Source organism: Nanobdella aerobiophila (assembly GCF_023169545.1).
Taxonomy (GTDB): domain Archaea; phylum Nanobdellota; class Nanobdellia; order Nanobdellales; family Nanobdellaceae; genus Nanobdella; species Nanobdella aerobiophila.
On record NZ_AP019769.1, the window covers coordinates 366,367 to 382,113 of the forward strand.

The 15,747-nt window shown below is 24.6% G+C and carries 16 protein-coding genes and 2 tRNA genes; 5 read left to right on the plus strand and 13 right to left on the minus strand.

All coding sequences use genetic code 11. The annotated features are described in order from the left end of the window. Positions 1 to 4 precede the first annotated feature (4 nt). Positions 5 to 688 (minus strand): hypothetical protein, encoded by a 684-nt coding sequence (locus MJ2HA_RS02130; RefSeq protein ID WP_258392910.1) that lies wholly within the window; start codon positions 686 to 688, stop codon positions 5 to 7. Beyond that, entirely contained in the window at positions 685 to 1,950 is a 1,266-nt protein-coding gene (locus MJ2HA_RS02135; protein ID WP_258392911.1) for a type II secretion system F family protein, read from the minus strand. Before MJ2HA_RS02135 ends, MJ2HA_RS02130 begins: the two co-directional genes overlap by 4 nt. 35 nt (positions 1,951 to 1,985) lie before the next feature. On the opposite strand from MJ2HA_RS02135, the gene MJ2HA_RS02140 reads away from it, so the two are divergent. Continuing rightward, positions 1,986 to 2,831, plus strand: a complete 846-nt coding sequence (locus MJ2HA_RS02140; RefSeq protein ID WP_258392912.1) for a type II secretion system F family protein — start codon at positions 1,986 to 1,988, stop codon at positions 2,829 to 2,831. Here MJ2HA_RS02140 and MJ2HA_RS02145 read toward each other — a convergent pair. From MJ2HA_RS02145 to MJ2HA_RS02160, 4 genes are read right to left on the minus strand one after another with little or no spacing between them, the layout of a single operon-like run. Beyond that, positions 2,809 to 3,444, minus strand: coding sequence for a hypothetical protein (locus tag MJ2HA_RS02145; RefSeq protein ID WP_258392913.1), 636 nt, complete (start codon positions 3,442 to 3,444; stop codon positions 2,809 to 2,811). The two genes, MJ2HA_RS02140 and MJ2HA_RS02145, sit on opposite strands and share 23 nt — an antisense overlap. A 19-nt stretch (positions 3,445 to 3,463) precedes the next feature. Next, entirely contained in the window at positions 3,464 to 4,069 is a 606-nt protein-coding gene (locus tag MJ2HA_RS02150; protein WP_258392914.1) for a nucleoside-diphosphate kinase, read from the minus strand. Further along, a complete protein-coding gene (locus tag MJ2HA_RS02155) occupies positions 4,059 to 4,235 on the minus strand; it encodes a 50S ribosomal protein L24e (protein ID WP_258392915.1) in 177 nt (58 codons plus the stop codon). The genes MJ2HA_RS02150 and MJ2HA_RS02155 overlap by 11 nt, the downstream gene beginning before the upstream one ends. 1 nt (position 4,236) lies before the next feature. After that, on the minus strand, positions 4,237 to 4,530 hold the full coding sequence (locus MJ2HA_RS02160) for a S1 domain-containing protein (RefSeq protein WP_258392916.1): 294 nt from the start codon (positions 4,528 to 4,530) through the stop codon (positions 4,237 to 4,239). A 54-nt stretch (positions 4,531 to 4,584) separates the two neighbouring features. Here MJ2HA_RS02160 and MJ2HA_RS02165 point away from each other — a divergent pair, with 54 nt between their 5' ends. Genes MJ2HA_RS02165 through MJ2HA_RS02180 form a run of 4 tightly spaced genes read left to right on the plus strand, consistent with a single transcriptional unit; the run spans position 4,585 to position 11,649 of the window. Next, positions 4,585 to 8,052, plus strand: a complete 3,468-nt coding sequence (locus tag MJ2HA_RS02165; RefSeq protein WP_258392917.1) for a hypothetical protein — start codon at positions 4,585 to 4,587, stop codon at positions 8,050 to 8,052. Then, positions 8,045 to 9,058: an MraY family glycosyltransferase gene (locus MJ2HA_RS02170; RefSeq protein ID WP_258392918.1), complete on the plus strand. Its 1,014-nt coding sequence runs from the start codon at positions 8,045 to 8,047 to the stop codon at positions 9,056 to 9,058. Before MJ2HA_RS02165 ends, MJ2HA_RS02170 begins: the two co-directional genes overlap by 8 nt. Further along, entirely contained in the window at positions 9,051 to 10,820 is a 1,770-nt protein-coding gene (locus tag MJ2HA_RS02175) for an MATE family efflux transporter (RefSeq protein ID WP_258392919.1), read from the plus strand. The genes MJ2HA_RS02170 and MJ2HA_RS02175 overlap by 8 nt, the downstream gene beginning before the upstream one ends. Continuing rightward, a complete protein-coding gene (locus MJ2HA_RS02180; RefSeq protein WP_258392920.1) occupies positions 10,789 to 11,649 on the plus strand; it encodes a hypothetical protein in 861 nt (286 codons plus the stop codon). Before MJ2HA_RS02175 ends, MJ2HA_RS02180 begins: the two co-directional genes overlap by 32 nt. 1 nt (position 11,650) lies before the next feature. Here MJ2HA_RS02180 and MJ2HA_RS02185 read toward each other — a convergent pair. The 7 genes from MJ2HA_RS02185 to MJ2HA_RS02215 form a co-directional block, all read right to left on the minus strand. Next, positions 11,651 to 11,721 (minus strand) — tRNA-Asp (locus MJ2HA_RS02185). A 28-nt stretch (positions 11,722 to 11,749) separates the two neighbouring features. Then, positions 11,750 to 12,283: a hypothetical protein gene (locus tag MJ2HA_RS02190; RefSeq protein ID WP_258392921.1), complete on the minus strand. Its 534-nt coding sequence runs from the start codon at positions 12,281 to 12,283 to the stop codon at positions 11,750 to 11,752. After that, positions 12,280 to 13,650 carry an aminoacyl--tRNA ligase-related protein gene (locus MJ2HA_RS02195; RefSeq protein WP_258392922.1) on the minus strand — a complete coding sequence of 457 codons (1,371 nt, stop codon included), beginning with the start codon at positions 13,648 to 13,650 and terminating at the stop codon, positions 12,280 to 12,282. Before MJ2HA_RS02195 ends, MJ2HA_RS02190 begins: the two co-directional genes overlap by 4 nt. A 22-nt stretch (positions 13,651 to 13,672) precedes the next feature. Then, positions 13,673 to 14,122: a hypothetical protein gene (locus MJ2HA_RS02200; RefSeq protein ID WP_258392923.1), complete on the minus strand. Its 450-nt coding sequence runs from the start codon at positions 14,120 to 14,122 to the stop codon at positions 13,673 to 13,675. Further along, positions 14,107 to 14,532: a hypothetical protein gene (locus tag MJ2HA_RS02205; RefSeq protein WP_258392924.1), complete on the minus strand. Its 426-nt coding sequence runs from the start codon at positions 14,530 to 14,532 to the stop codon at positions 14,107 to 14,109. Before MJ2HA_RS02205 ends, MJ2HA_RS02200 begins: the two co-directional genes overlap by 16 nt. A gap of 214 nt (positions 14,533 to 14,746) precedes the next feature. Next, positions 14,747 to 14,819, minus strand: a tRNA-Thr gene (locus tag MJ2HA_RS02210). A 51-nt stretch (positions 14,820 to 14,870) separates the two neighbouring features. Then, positions 14,871 to 15,722, minus strand: a complete 852-nt coding sequence (locus MJ2HA_RS02215; protein WP_258392925.1) for an archaellin family protein — start codon at positions 15,720 to 15,722, stop codon at positions 14,871 to 14,873. Positions 15,723 to 15,747 lie beyond the last annotated feature (25 nt).

Sequence of the window (15,747 nt, forward strand, 5' to 3'; positions counted from 1 at the left end):
TTTTTTAGCTATATAAATTTATATACTCTATTGAATTATTTACATAGCTAAAATAACCTATCGATACTGTATTAGATGATATACCAAAAGATCTCTTAGTACCTATAATTCTATCCCCATTATATAGATCTAATAATGATAAATAATTAGATAATATTATACTATTATAAGTTGAACTTATATTTATATTTCCATTTTGATATAGATATAAATCACAAAATAATAATGACCTGTAATATATACTATATATACTAATATTATAATAATTACTACAATATATACTTCCGTCGGATAAGCTATAATTTATATTATTGTTACTAAAAATAAAAAATGATAAGAAGGATGTTATATTGCTATTAGAACTTTCATATATATTTATATAGCTGCCGGCATTATTATAATATATTTCTACACAGTTATTGCAGACATAATAATTAGTAGATAAAAATATAACAGAGGGTGTATATGAGTATGAAAATGGTATTCCTGTAATATTATATATTTGATTTTCATTATAATTATTAGAGAAATAAAATGAATCTAAATACAAACCCTGAAATTTTGATATATCAGATAAATAATTAGTATAAGAATTTAGTCCACTTATAAAATCAGTAAAAACATATATAAACAGGTATATAAATATTCCCAAAGTTAGTAATACCTCAATCCAACTTTGAGATTTCATATCGTTACATTAATATACTCATCTTTATTATACAATTTACCCTGATATCTCATCTTTGCATCAACTAGATATTCTCCCGACTGATTAAATTCTGTAGAATAAGAATAAAATCCATTATTCAATATAAATACCTGTGTACTCTGATAATTTGTATTAATCCCTACAATTGATAATGTTACTGGAACATTATTTAGAGGATTAGAATTAGCAGAGCCATAAATCTGTATAGTTATTGGATTATATATATATGCATTTGTAGGATATATATCTAGAGTGAAATTTACTTTAGTAGGTAATATAAATATTATAACGGCAAGTAGCCCAATAAATACATTGATAGCTAAGTGTTTCATAGAGGTGGAGAACTTTCCTGATTCCGCTATACCTGATGTTATAGAAACAGATATTCCAACTAGTATTATAGATAGCCCTGAAATAAATTTTAACCAACCATAATTTATCGAACTGGAGAATAAACTAAAAGAACTCTTGACAGTAGCAGCAATTAGTTGACTATTTATTAAAGGCTGTATGGTATTTAATATTGATATCATTAATCCTATAAATATCACATATATACTATATAATACCATAACTTGTTGAGAGACATAAGATTTTCTTAATTTATCTAGATCTCTGCTATTTTCTAAATCAGTATATATTCTTTTTAGAGATTTTGATAGATCTCCACCACCAATATAACTTTCTAATATTACATAATTTGTCCTTCTAATATCTGGTAAATCATAAAAATATAAATTAAATAATGTAAAAGCCTTTTCAAATGGTAGGCCCCATTTTAGCCAACTATATAGTTTTCTTACATATCTAGATAAATATCCAAAATCTAGATTCGATGTATAATTTAATGCATCTACAATTGACAATCCAGAAGATATACTATCAGATAATTGAGATAGAAAATATGGATAATTGTCTATAATGTTTTCATTAATCTTATCTTCCATATATTTATAAGCCATATATGGAGCCCCACCTACTAAATATACAACAATAATTAGTATAGATAAAGAGATATAATTTTCATATAATCTAAATAGCAATCCAATAGTTAATATTAATAATGATCCTATGGTAGACAAGATCAATATTAACCTACTTTCCTTTATTTCCTTCCCCAGAAATTTTATTTTTTTATAATTTTCTGGATCTGAGATATCAGGTATAATACCTAATTTATATAATAAATTAATTGATCTACTGGGCATCTTCCTATTATAATTTAAATTAATGGTTGGCATTATATTTTTATTTTACAATTTTAATATTTAAATATATGACTAATATATTATATGAATTTTTTGATGGTATAGAAAAGGATTATTTAGCATCGGGCATGAATAAAAAATTAGAAAAATATATATCAGACTCTATACAATATTCTATAGTAATTGCTATATTTATTGGAGTATTATCTTTTATCTTTATATTAATTATATCAATAAAATTAATAAAACATATAATACCTTTTCTATTTATAGCTCCAATATTCTTAGCTATACTATCCTTCGCCGGTCTATTATATTTATTCAAGATATATCCAAAATTTTTGAAAAATGAAAGAGAAAGAAAAATAGATAACTCTTTATATTTTGCTGTATTATATATGGCTTCCTTAACATCTTCTGGTGCAAATCCTAAAGTATTATTTGATTTATTATCAAAATACAAAGATTTTTCAGAGATACAAAAAGAATCTCAAAGAATAATATATTTAGTAGATGATATTGGATTATCATTACCTGATGCATTAAAAAATAGAATAGATTACTCCCCATCAAAAAAATGGGCTTCTATATTAGAGGGAATTAGATCTATAATTATAGAAGGTGGAGATTTAGAATCTTATTTATATCAGCAAGTAGAAAAATTATATGAAGAATATAAAAGAAAGATTATAGAATATTCTGATAACTTACAAATATTTTTGGAGATATATATTACCTTAATTGTAGTAGGTATAATATTCTTAATAATATTAACAACACTCATGGGATCTATAGCAAATACAAGTTTTCAGTCTATAGAATCATTACAATTGATAAGTGTACTTACTATATTACCAATGGGTACATTAATGTTTATTATATTGATAAAATCTATGAACCCATTTGAGACGTAGAGATACTAGAATTATTAGAATATAGATTAATTATAATATTGGTTATATCTTGAACATTATAAACTTTAATATTCCCGGTTTCTAATCCATATTTTATTATATTTATCAAATTTTTGTTCTTATATTTTAAATCATATAATATTTGCTGCTCTATGTTATTTGACATATATATTGTTAATGTATCATTTATATTATTTAAATAATCTGGAGGTATATTTATAATTCCAACATTAGTAAATGTATACGCAGCACAGGAGTGGTTCAAACATAATATAAACGAATATTTTGGGTATAATATATCTACTTTATTTTCATATAATTCATAATTGTATCTTACAATACTATCATTCTCTATATAATAATCTATTTGTTTTATAAAAGATATAGATTGATTTCCATCAGAAAAATCTATATATCTATTATTATTCAATATGCCATTTATAGATATTAAAAATAAATCATATCCAGATATATTTAACTGATAATAATCTATAACTTCTGTATTATTTTGAGTAATATTTGCTATAAATGGAAAGTTAAATGTATATACAGGATAAAAAAATAATCTATAGAATATTGAAGACGATATAACAAGTGCAGAAAATACTATCAAAAAAATAATAATCTTGTTTTTAATATATGACCTCCTCAATGTTTCTAGTATAATTATATATTTCTTCTAGCTTAAATATAACAAATATCTCTCTCATTGCATCTTTCTCATTTTCTGAAGCATGAACTACATTTCTCAATACAATCTTATTCCAGTTTGCATACGCTATAGACATATGAGCATAGTCTCCCCTTATAGTACCTGGTGGGGCTTTTAGCGGTTCTGTAGAGCCAACCAGTTTCCTTACTTCTTCTATAGAATTTACACCCTCTAATACTATAGCAACTATTGGAGCAGAAGTAATAAAATCTATAAGCCATTGCCTTATTATTTTTCCTATTTCTTTTGGATCATCAGTATTAAATTCTTTCTTTGGATCTAAGCCCATCTCTCTATATCTTGTTAAAGTCTTTGAACCAACAGTAGCTAACCAATTCTCATCAGAGTAATAAAATTCCTCCGCTGTTTTTTTATCTAGTTTTACCATCTTTAAAGCAACAATTTTTAGCCCTACCTTCTCAAATCTTGATATTATTTCTCCAATTAAACCCCTTTTTACACTATCTGGCTTTATTAAAACTAGAGTTTTTTGAACCAGATCTTTTCCACTCATTTTATTTTCCATATTTATTTGTCCATTTTAGTTCTTTGCTTGGTCTATTTAATTTCCAGTTTTTATAGCATTTATTTGAACAAAAGTAATATACCCTACCATCATTTTGTGAATATAACAAACCAGTACCAGGCTCTATTTGGTTACCACAAAATGAACAATTATTTTTAACTACCATCTTATTCTTTCTTTTCTATCGGCATAGCCGATATTTCAGTATCCCTTAACAATATTATATCGCCCTTCCTAATTGGACCAGTGATATTTTTTCTAATTATCTTACCAGCATCAGGACCTTCAGCTACTCTTATTATAGCATGTATAGCTTCGCCTCTCATACCAGTTCTACCTATCAAATCTATTATCTCTCCTTTGTATGCTTTACTCCAATTTACAGTATTTTCTTTTATAATATTATCTTCCAGATGCTTTACACCTTCTTCAGATACCTTGTTTTCTACTTTCCGTGGCATATCAACTTAATGTTATAAAAGGATTTTTAAATTTTTTATTAAAATTAATAAAAGATGCTATTAAACAAAAATAAAAATATCCTGATAGAGATAGTAATAATAATATTTATATTTCTATTTGCCCTAGGATCGAAAGGTTTACTGTTAGAGGCCTTACCCAACTATAGTCTAGTAGGACCAGATGCATATTATTTTTTCTATTATTTTGAATACCTAATCGCACATCATACTATAAATAATTTAACTTTCCATTTATATTATCCATTGTACCAACCACTGGATAATAAAGATATGGTTTCTTATTTAAGTTATGTCTCATATATTTTATTCTCTAATCCTATAAGTTCTGGAATTATTGGATATTTACTAAACTTTTTAAATATACATCCTGCAGCCAATATAACTATATGGTTGTCAGCGGACTTTACAAACGCATATGTACCAGCAATAGCTGCAATAATATTTTACTTCTTATCGAAAAGCATATTCAAAGATAGATACTTGGCATTATTATCAGCAATAGTATTTTCAATAAATCCATTTCTAACTACAAGACTCGTATTATACGATACTGAGCTTGGAGCTATAATATTTTTAGTAGCTTCTTTCTATCTAATTATAAAATATATTAAAGGAAAATCTGGAGAGAACATCTACAAGAAAATTGGACTACTATCATACTCTATAGTAGCATTAATAATATTTTATTATACCTCAATTATGCCAAATTATGATGTACTAATAACTATAGAATTATTTGCATTCTTAGCTGGATTACTATTATTATATCCTCTATTCAAAGGGACAAGAGAGTACTACTTAACATTACTGATATTTACAACAGCTTTGACAAGAAAAGGATGGGGAGGATGGATTATAATCCCTATGACATTCGGATTATATGGCATCCTAGCATATGTACTTAATAAAGATACTAGCGATATGTATTTTTTCTTACCTTATATGGGTTTTACAGGGGTACTAGATTCTGAACTAAATATTCATTTATTTTTAGCAGATCATAATATACTATTTGAGCTCGGATTAATATTACCATATCTTTATGCAATATTAAGAAAAGTAGATATATTTAATAGATCAATATTTAATAAGCTAGATAAATACTCTGAGAACTTGAGTAGATTCTCTTTAATATTAATCTTATTCATAATTGCATCACCAATAATAGCATCTAAAGTTATCGGAGAATTCTTAATAAATCCATTTACAGCCTCAAGAATGGGATCTACAATAGCAGAATTTCAGTCTACACCAGCATCATATTATTTCCAATTATTCTCTCCAGTAGGTGTATTATTTGCCTACCTGGGTCTAGGTTATCTGATATTTGATAAAACAAAACCAGCAATATATACTTATATAGAATTTATATTTCTATTCTTATTAGTTGGATTAGAGATAGTTTTAGGATCATCAGTTGGCATCTTATTATTTATGTTAATTATATTTATTGTATCTATATTCAATATAAATAAAAATAAAAAAGAACTAAGATATAAATTGCAATCAATATTCGAAATTTCTACATTATCTATTGCAATGTATATGATTGTATTTACAGATATAGTATTAAATGGACAATATATAAGTATATTCTTCTCATGGATGATATTTTTCGTATTTATAGTACCTTACATATTACTATATAGAAAAGATATGGAAGATTATGAATTATTTATACTATCACTAAGCTTTTTAACAATAATAGTTGGAAAATATATATATGAGCTAGTTTATTATGCAGGATTAGCAGTACCTTTCTTGTTTATATATGGCATTAAAGTTATAGATATATTTAAACCATATTATGAAAAATTAAAAACTAATGTAAAAGAATACTTAAATTTAATATTATTATTAATAGTAGCTATATCAGGTATATCCATTAGTATATTTACAAAGATACCAGTTATAGGAATTCTACCTGCTGCATTCTTTATATTATACTTATTATATGAATTTATATTAGATAAAAAAATAGAAGATATAAATACATTAAAATATGCTATAATATTATTATCATTCTATGGTATATCAATAGGATTAAGTAATAATATTTATGGGGCTCTTGGCTATATACAAAATTATTTTATACCATTATCAACACAAGGTACGCCAGGATACGAAATATCTGCATTTACATGGATAGCCCAAAATACCCCTATAGATTCTATAATAAATTCCTGGTGGGACTATGGTTATTACATATTTACAGTTGCAAATAGAACTGCATGGATAGATGGATCTAATTCATACCCATATTGGAATCATTTGATGGGCAGATATGGATTATCATCTGATAATATTACAAAAACTCTTCAGTTATTTTATGTACATGCAGATTATAATTATCAGACATTTAAGACATTAGAATTATTCAATGAGAATCAAGTATTTTATGACGATATATATACTAATCTAGGATTTACAGAGCAACAAGTAAGAGAGATAGAACAGCTAAAAAATATGATTGGATACAAAAATTGGATAAAATTACTATACGAGTATAATGGAACTAATGAATCTGTATTAAACTTCAATCTATCAACAACAGACCTATATTTATTAAATAAATTATATAATATGAATTATCTAAGACCAGCATATTTGTATATAGACCCAACAGATATAGGTAAATCATTCGCATTTCAATTTTTAGGATCAAATGAAACATATGATAAAGAGTCGTGGATATCACAATTTGAATCTGGAACAAATACAAATCCCGGACCACAAATACCATCTATATATTACAATGGATACTATGTATTCGCACAAAATAATAGTTTATACTTCTTTGGAGAGATGCCATTAGATCAAAATTTAGATATAAATGGGACAATAATTCAGAGTTGTATATATGAACAAAATCTAGGTATAGTAAATCAGAATTCTTGTGGAGTCGTAAATGCGGTTCAAATAGTATTTAATAATTCTTTAGTAGAACAATCAGGACTGTATCAAAGCTTAAATGTATCTAAAATAACACCAAATGATATACAGAGCGCATATGTATATATACTAGATCCTATAAATAATCAAAACTACAGATTATCATTACAATATGTAGATCTAGATGGTCAGTTACTAAACTTTTCAAATGCACAATACGGAGGAATGCTATATATATCACCAACCCTATCCTTACTAGAACAAAATAACCAAGTAGGATCATTCCTATACGCATATATGATATCACAAAAGGCATTTAAATATGATTGGGTACAATTATATTTCCTAAATAATTCTTATAATGGTCTATTTAATCTAGATTTTTATAGCAACCAGTATTTACAATTACAGAATGGAATAACAATAAGCTTACCACCAATAGTATACTCTGATGTAGCACCTTCAAAAGTTTGGCAAATAAATTTCCCACAGAACTTTACAGTACCAGACAGTTTATATTGCATATATCTTGCACAAAACTTACAACAGATAAATGAATGCGCTCAGATATATAATTTAACACCATACACAAATTATTACAATGTATAATTTTCTTAATCTATTATTAGCTATAGTTCCAGGAATTATAACATTCTTAGTATCATATTTTTTAATAAGAAAATGGATAAATATTGCTAAAAAAACAAATTATCTGGGAAAGGATATGAATAAGTACGAAAAACCATTAGTAGCAGAAATTGGAGGATTATATAGCATTATAGGTATTATATTTGGAATTTTAATATACATAGGATTAAAAGTATATATATTTAATACAAATTATGATCTAGTAGATGTATTTGCAATACTAACAATATTGTCTTTAGTAACTATAATAGGACTATTTGATGATATATTAGGATGGAAGAAAGGATTGAAACCCTGGGAAAAACCATTATTAACATTTATACTAGCTTTACCATTGATTATAATATCTGCCGGCAATCCATATATGCAAGTTCCATTTATAGGCATTATAAATCTTGGATTATTATATCCATTATTTATAGTACCTATAATTATTATGGGAACATCTAATGGTTTTAATATGCTTGCCGGTTACAATGGTTTAGAAGCATCATTAGGTGGAATAATATTGTTTATATTAGGAGTTAAATTATATATGATAGGTCAGTATTATCTATCAGAGATTGCCTTAATATCTTTATTTGGTATCCTCGCATTCTTAATATTCAATTGGTATCCATCAAAAGTATTTCCAGGAAATTCATTTACATATGGTATTGGTGCCCTATTTGGAACCTTGGTAATATTAGGTAATCTAGAACAATTAGGATTTATATTATTTATACCATATTTCATTGAATTAATATTATTCATAAGAGGATTATTAAACCATGTATATAAAGAAAATTTTGGAATACCAAATGAAAAAAATGAGCTAAATGAACCATATAAAAAGGTATACAGTTTAACTCATCTTGCTATAAAATTAGATAAAAAAATATTTAAAAGAGCAACAGAAAAATCTGTAGTATTCACTATAATATTTATAGAAATATTATTTTCTATATTAGGAATATTATATGGATAAAATAGTATATATTTATGAAAAAAAAGATAAAGACAAATTCTTAGATAATTTTCATCTTTTATATAGTTTATCTAAAAAAAATAGGCTAGAATTAATATGTATAATACATAAAAGTTTTAGGAATATTGCTATTAAATTAAAAGAGAATCACAATGTTAGATTTTACCTAATAAACAATAAAAAGGATATAAATAAAATAAAAATTTATGGTAAAAAAATAATTATATATAATGAGATAAACTTTAATATAAAAAATATAAATGATATACTAAAAAATATAGAAAAAAATAAAATATTAATAGTTAAAAACAAGTTTATTAATAAAAAAATAATAAATAAGTATATAATAGGTAAAGAAGAAGAAAAATTAAATTATAATTTTTTAATAGAATATTATAGATATAATAAAAAATATTTTCTAGATAATTATAACTTTAAATTTAATATAATAAAATTAATTAATATCAATATATTTATTTATATAAAAAAAATACTAAAACTAATAGAAAAGATACTGAGTAGAAAATTTATTAGCGATTATATACACGAAAAAACAGGACTACTATCATATAAATTTTTATCATTAGTTACAACAATAGTTTTAGTTAGATTATTGACAGTAAGTTATTATGGAGAGTATATAACAATATATAATTTCTTATTAATAGTTTCTGGATTCATAGGTTCTTCAAATATTATACTAACCAAAAGTTTGGTAGAAAGTAATAACAAAAGCTACATTGAGATTGATATAATAGTAAAAATATTATTTACTATGATAGCTGGAATGATTATAATAATTTTACTTCCTTATATATCAAAATATGTATTTTATAGCTATAATTTATATTCTATATTCTTAATATTTTTAGCAGCAATATTTTTATCATTAGAGGGTCTAGGAATAAGTATACTATATTCTTATTTAAACTTCAAAGACTCAAAATATATAACAATTATAGAAGGTCTATCTAAATTTATATTAATTATATCCTTAACCATAATATATAAAAATTATGGATTTATAATTGGATTACCAATTGCTTTCTTTCTAACTGACCTATATATATTATACTATTTTAGAAGGACTAAAGTCAAAATAAATATAGATATTTACGAAATTATAAAAAATAGTGGTAATAAAATAAAAGGATATTTAAAAAATATATTATATATAAGTCTACCTCCATTATTATTTAATTTATATACAAGCTTTGATATACAAATATTAAGAATATTTACATCATTTCAAGATGTAGGATATTTTTATAATGCAATATTAATTGTATCAACATTGTCTAATATATTATCTATATCAAGTATATCTCTACCAAGAATATTAAGATGGAAAAAAGAAGAAATATCTAGAAATATTCCCAAATTGATAATAGCTCAATTAATAATAAACATAATTATATATTTTACATTATTTCTAACTGGAAAATATATTATAATATTACTATATGGAAAAGGATATTTATTATCCGCAGAATTGATAAAGTATCTTGGAATAATTTTTATAATTCAAAGTTTTAATATATTTAGTTTAATATTATATAAAGCCGGACTAGAAAAATATTATGGTATATATACTGTATCTGTATCTTTACTTTCTATAGTTTATGACTTATTATTAATACCAAGATTTAGATTAGATGGTGCAATAGCTGCTGCAATATTATCAAATTTAACAAACATATTAATAGCTTTCTATATATATAAAACTAAATATGATAACATCACTCCCAGACCTGTTTATTGATATATTAATAAAGAACATAAAGATTAATAAAAATACGGGCAATATAAACAAGGATATAATTATAAAATTGGGTGGAAATGCTGGAAATTTTTCGTTAGCACTAGCTAAACTTAACATTGAGAATAATCTAATTGCTGGCTGTAATAAATTATTAGAATATTATTTCAAAAATTATATAGATGATCATAAATTAAAGATAAACTTTTTACCTGTATACAAAGATATATCTATTACAATAAGTTTCGAAAATGATGATGATAGAACCATGATTACAGATCCCAAAGGTATACAGATAGACGATCAAGATATAAAAGAATATTATAATTTAATTTCTAAATCCGATTACATATTTTTTGGAAATTGGAATAATAATAAAAAATCTAATAAATTATTAAAATATGTACTAGATACTAATAATAAAATATATTTAGATATGGGAGACCCTTCCGTAAATAAAGAAAATCTAGAAGAATTTATAGAAATAATTAAAGAAAAAAAGATATGGGTTTTAGGTTTAAATGATTATGAATTAAAATATTTGGGGAAATATATTGGTATAAAAGGCAGTATACAATATATATCTAACAGAATATATAATGAATTTAATTTAGAACATTTGGATGTACATTCTCCAGATTTTGTATATACATTACCTTCAGATAAATATATAGAAATTAAAAAAATAAAACCAAAGATAATCACTGGAGTAGGAGATTACTGGAATGCTGGAAATTTCTATGGATATATAAACAATTTTGATGATTCTGAAAGGCTCAATTTTGCCAATAATTTTGCTAAAATGTATATTTCTAAAAAAATAGAAATATGAACGCCCCCGCCGGGATTTGAACCCGGGTCGCGGGATCGACAGTCCCGTATGCTGCCACTACACCACGGGGGCAGATTTCTATTTATATTCTCATTAATTTTTATAAACTATTAAATATAAATCTCTTTATATTTATATAATTGTAGATAGTATAATTTCTTTTATATAATTTTAGCAAATCAAATATTTTATTATTACCAATATTATAATATTTTATTATATATTGTAAGAATTGGGTTAGATTAGATGGTCTTTCCTTTATTGTTGCTCTTTCCCAATCTATAAGATATATATTATCATCTTTTAATATTATATGGTAGTAAGGTCTTGTAAATTCTCTCTTTTCTATACCTAGCCGATCTAACAAAAATAATATATCTAATAATTTTTCTAGATAGTCTATTTTTTTACTTCTATCTATATATTTAAAATATATACCATCAATATATTCCATCTCTATCTCTAAATTATTATTGTCATAACTCAATATTTTAGGAACAAAAGAATAGTTTCTTAAAAAGTTTAAGAAAAATTTTTCCTTATTGTAATTTAATAACAAATCTTTATTAAATTTTTTAATTATTGTATTTCTATCAGTTAAAAAGATATGTGAATGTTTTCCTCTAAAAATCATTCAAAAATAAAATTAAAATCTTCATAAATCCTATAATTTCTTCCATTTAAATCATACACTGGCTTTTCTAACTTATTTATTATATCATATATCTTGTTTTTATCTCCCTTTATTTCTTCAATATTCTTTGATTCCTGATTATAATATTTTATAGTATAAATATTATCTTTAGTTTCCTTTTCTCCAATATATATAATTATAGATGGCTTGTAACTCGATTCCAGTATTCTTATCGTATTACTTAATTCAACTTTAGATGAATTTATTATAACCGCTCTCAACTTACCATTTACGAATTCCTTATATAAATTATTTGAATATTCTTCAATACTCTTATCTTTTGCTCCGTCTCCTGTCTTTATCTTTACTACAGCTATTTGTATAGGATTCAATGTAAATGGTAACCTACCTTTAAAGGACTCTAGATATGCGCCACTAAATCTTTCTATAGATCCTATATATGCTTTGTGTATTATATATAAATTATCTTTATCTAATGTTTCCTTTAATAGATCTAATAATCTAAAATTCCTGGGCAAATTAAAATCTAATTGTATTGTACCAAGCTGCCATTCCTTTTCACCAATCTTTAATGTAAAATCAAACTTTGGTCCATAAAATGCGGCCTCTCCAATGCCCTCATATGTAGCAAAATTATATTTCTTCGCTAATTTATTCATTACATTTCTCATTATATTTTCTACATATTCCCAGTCTTCCTTTTTACCAGAATATTCATTCATCTTATTTGGATCATGCAGACTTAATCTAACCTTAAAATCAGACTTCTTTAGATCTATTAAGAAAACTCTATCATATAACAAAATCATTTCTTCTAATAATTTCTCGATTTCAGACTCTAATTGTTCTGGTAATATAAATATGTGGGAGTCATCTTGTGTAAAAGATCTGACTCTTAATAGTCCATATACACTGCCTGAGGGTTCATACCTATGTACAGTACCAAGTTCAAATATCCTAAATGGAAGTTTTAATTTTCTATATTTTTCTAGTATGTTTATAAAGATTAGTATATGATGTGGGCAATTCATAGGTTTTATAGAAAACTGTTCTTCTTCTATATTAAATATATACATATTATCCTTGTAGTATGATAGATGTCCTGATATATTATATAATTCTGTATTTGTTATAATAGGTGTTCTTGCAATATAATAATTTCTATTTAAATAAAAGTCTGTTAATATTTGACTCAATATATTATAATATAATCCTCCTCCTAAAGAAAATAATTGTAATCCTTTCCCAATTAAGTCTCCAAAATTTTTGTTTAAATTTGCTATCCTTCTATCATGTCTTGCCAAGATATCTAGTTCATCTCCTATATCTATATGGTCTTTATCCATATATATTTAGAAAAAAATAAATTTATATATTAATATTATCTATTTCATAGTATATTATATTCCTTTCAATATCTAATATTGCCAATATAATACTGGTAATATTATATTTATCAAATATTGATATTATATCATCTATTTCTATAAATTCATATTCATATATTGTATATATGAATTCCTTATTATTGAGCAAAATAAATTTATCCTTTATTTTTACATTATATCCTTTATCTCTTAAATCCTCAAATACATAATATTTCTTAAAATCTATAATATTATTATATTTTTCTATAAAATCTACAAAATTTCTTATATTATCTAATTTTGCCCATCCTTTCTTTAATATATATAATACTTCCTCTGGTTCTAGGTATATATAATCACCACCTAGATAACCTATTCTTCCTATTTTATCATAATAATTTTTTTCTAATACAAATTTATTATCTTTCAATTTTATTATAGCTTTCTCCATTTTACTTCTAGAAATATATCTTTATCTTTTTTTATACAATATAAAATATTCTTTCTAGTACTATGTGCAACTCTATTTTTTGATAAAAAATCATATGTATCTATTTTCTCTTTATCTTTTATTGGTATCCCTATCCATTTAGAATGTTCATTTATATTTTCATAAATCCTAAATACCCCACCAAATTTTAATCCAGTACTAACAATATAATTTTTATCTCTAAAAAGTTTATAGAAATGGTAATATAACCCTATCTTTTCATCTTTTAAGAAGTAGTTAATATCTAGCTTTTTTCCCTGATCATTATATACCTCTATTTTCTTATTTTCTAATAAATATAATCCTTCATAAAAATAAATAATTTTATCTTTATCCAAAAATATACCATTTTTATATAATATGCTTTTCATATAAATATTCTTTATATAAAAAATCTTTATTTAATATATATAAAAAATTTATGAATAATATGATAACATTGATATAAATAAATATATTATTTGTAGATATTATATTTCATGAACTATATGTATATATATTATATGCATTACCATAATATATTAAAATAAAGGTTTTGTAAGAGTTAGAAAATATTTTGTTATACAAATATGATTAAAAAATTTATGCCGTCGGAGGGAGTTGAACCCTCGACCTGTGGATTACAAGTCCACCGCTCTACCAACTGAGCTACGACGGCATTAATAAAAGTATATAATAAAAGTTAAATTAAAAAATTAATATTTTATCTTCAGCTTCCTCCTAAAGATACTACAGAATCTGCCAAAACGGTAGGTATAGCACCTCCGTATTGGGCGGCATATCCATTTACTGGAGTTATTTGTAAATTATAATTTTCATCAGTAACTAATCCGGATGGTATATAATATATTAATTCGTAATTCTCTCCTGTAGTTAAATATACGCTTTCCTGATTTACTGCTAATCCAATTACTGCATATGGATCTTGTATTCCTGCTTCATTCATAGATTGCAAGAACTGGAATACCTGACTTATAGATAGTGGAACTCCAATAACTGAACTATTTATATTAATAGAACATGAAGATAAAGTATTATTTATATAACTAAAATTAATATATATATACTGATTTGATATATTTGTTAAAGTATTACATATATTTGTATTATTTATAGTAACATTTTCTACATTAACCTGATCATTGTACATAAATCCAGATATTAATATACTTCCACCCTCCAGAACACCATATATAGATGTTGGTTCATAATTTGATGGAGAGTATGAATAAACATTACCATTACTGGTGGTTAATAATGAATCTACCTCTTCTAGATTTATTGGACCAGAACCTGGCATTAATGATACAACAGGACCCATACCTGTAATTTCTTGTAGATAATTATCTAACTGTCCAGTATTTGGATTATATTGGTATCCAAACATCTGGGTTATCTGCATTCCAGTTGTAATTCTACTTTCTGCTTGCTGTCCTGTCTGTAATGCTTTTGCTTGTAATGCACTTGCTGTATATATTACAACTCCTGCTGCCACTGCCGCTGTTACTATAATTGCTATTAATATTATTAATGTCGATAGACCAAACTGACCCTTTGCCATAATATACTAACATTTATTGATCATT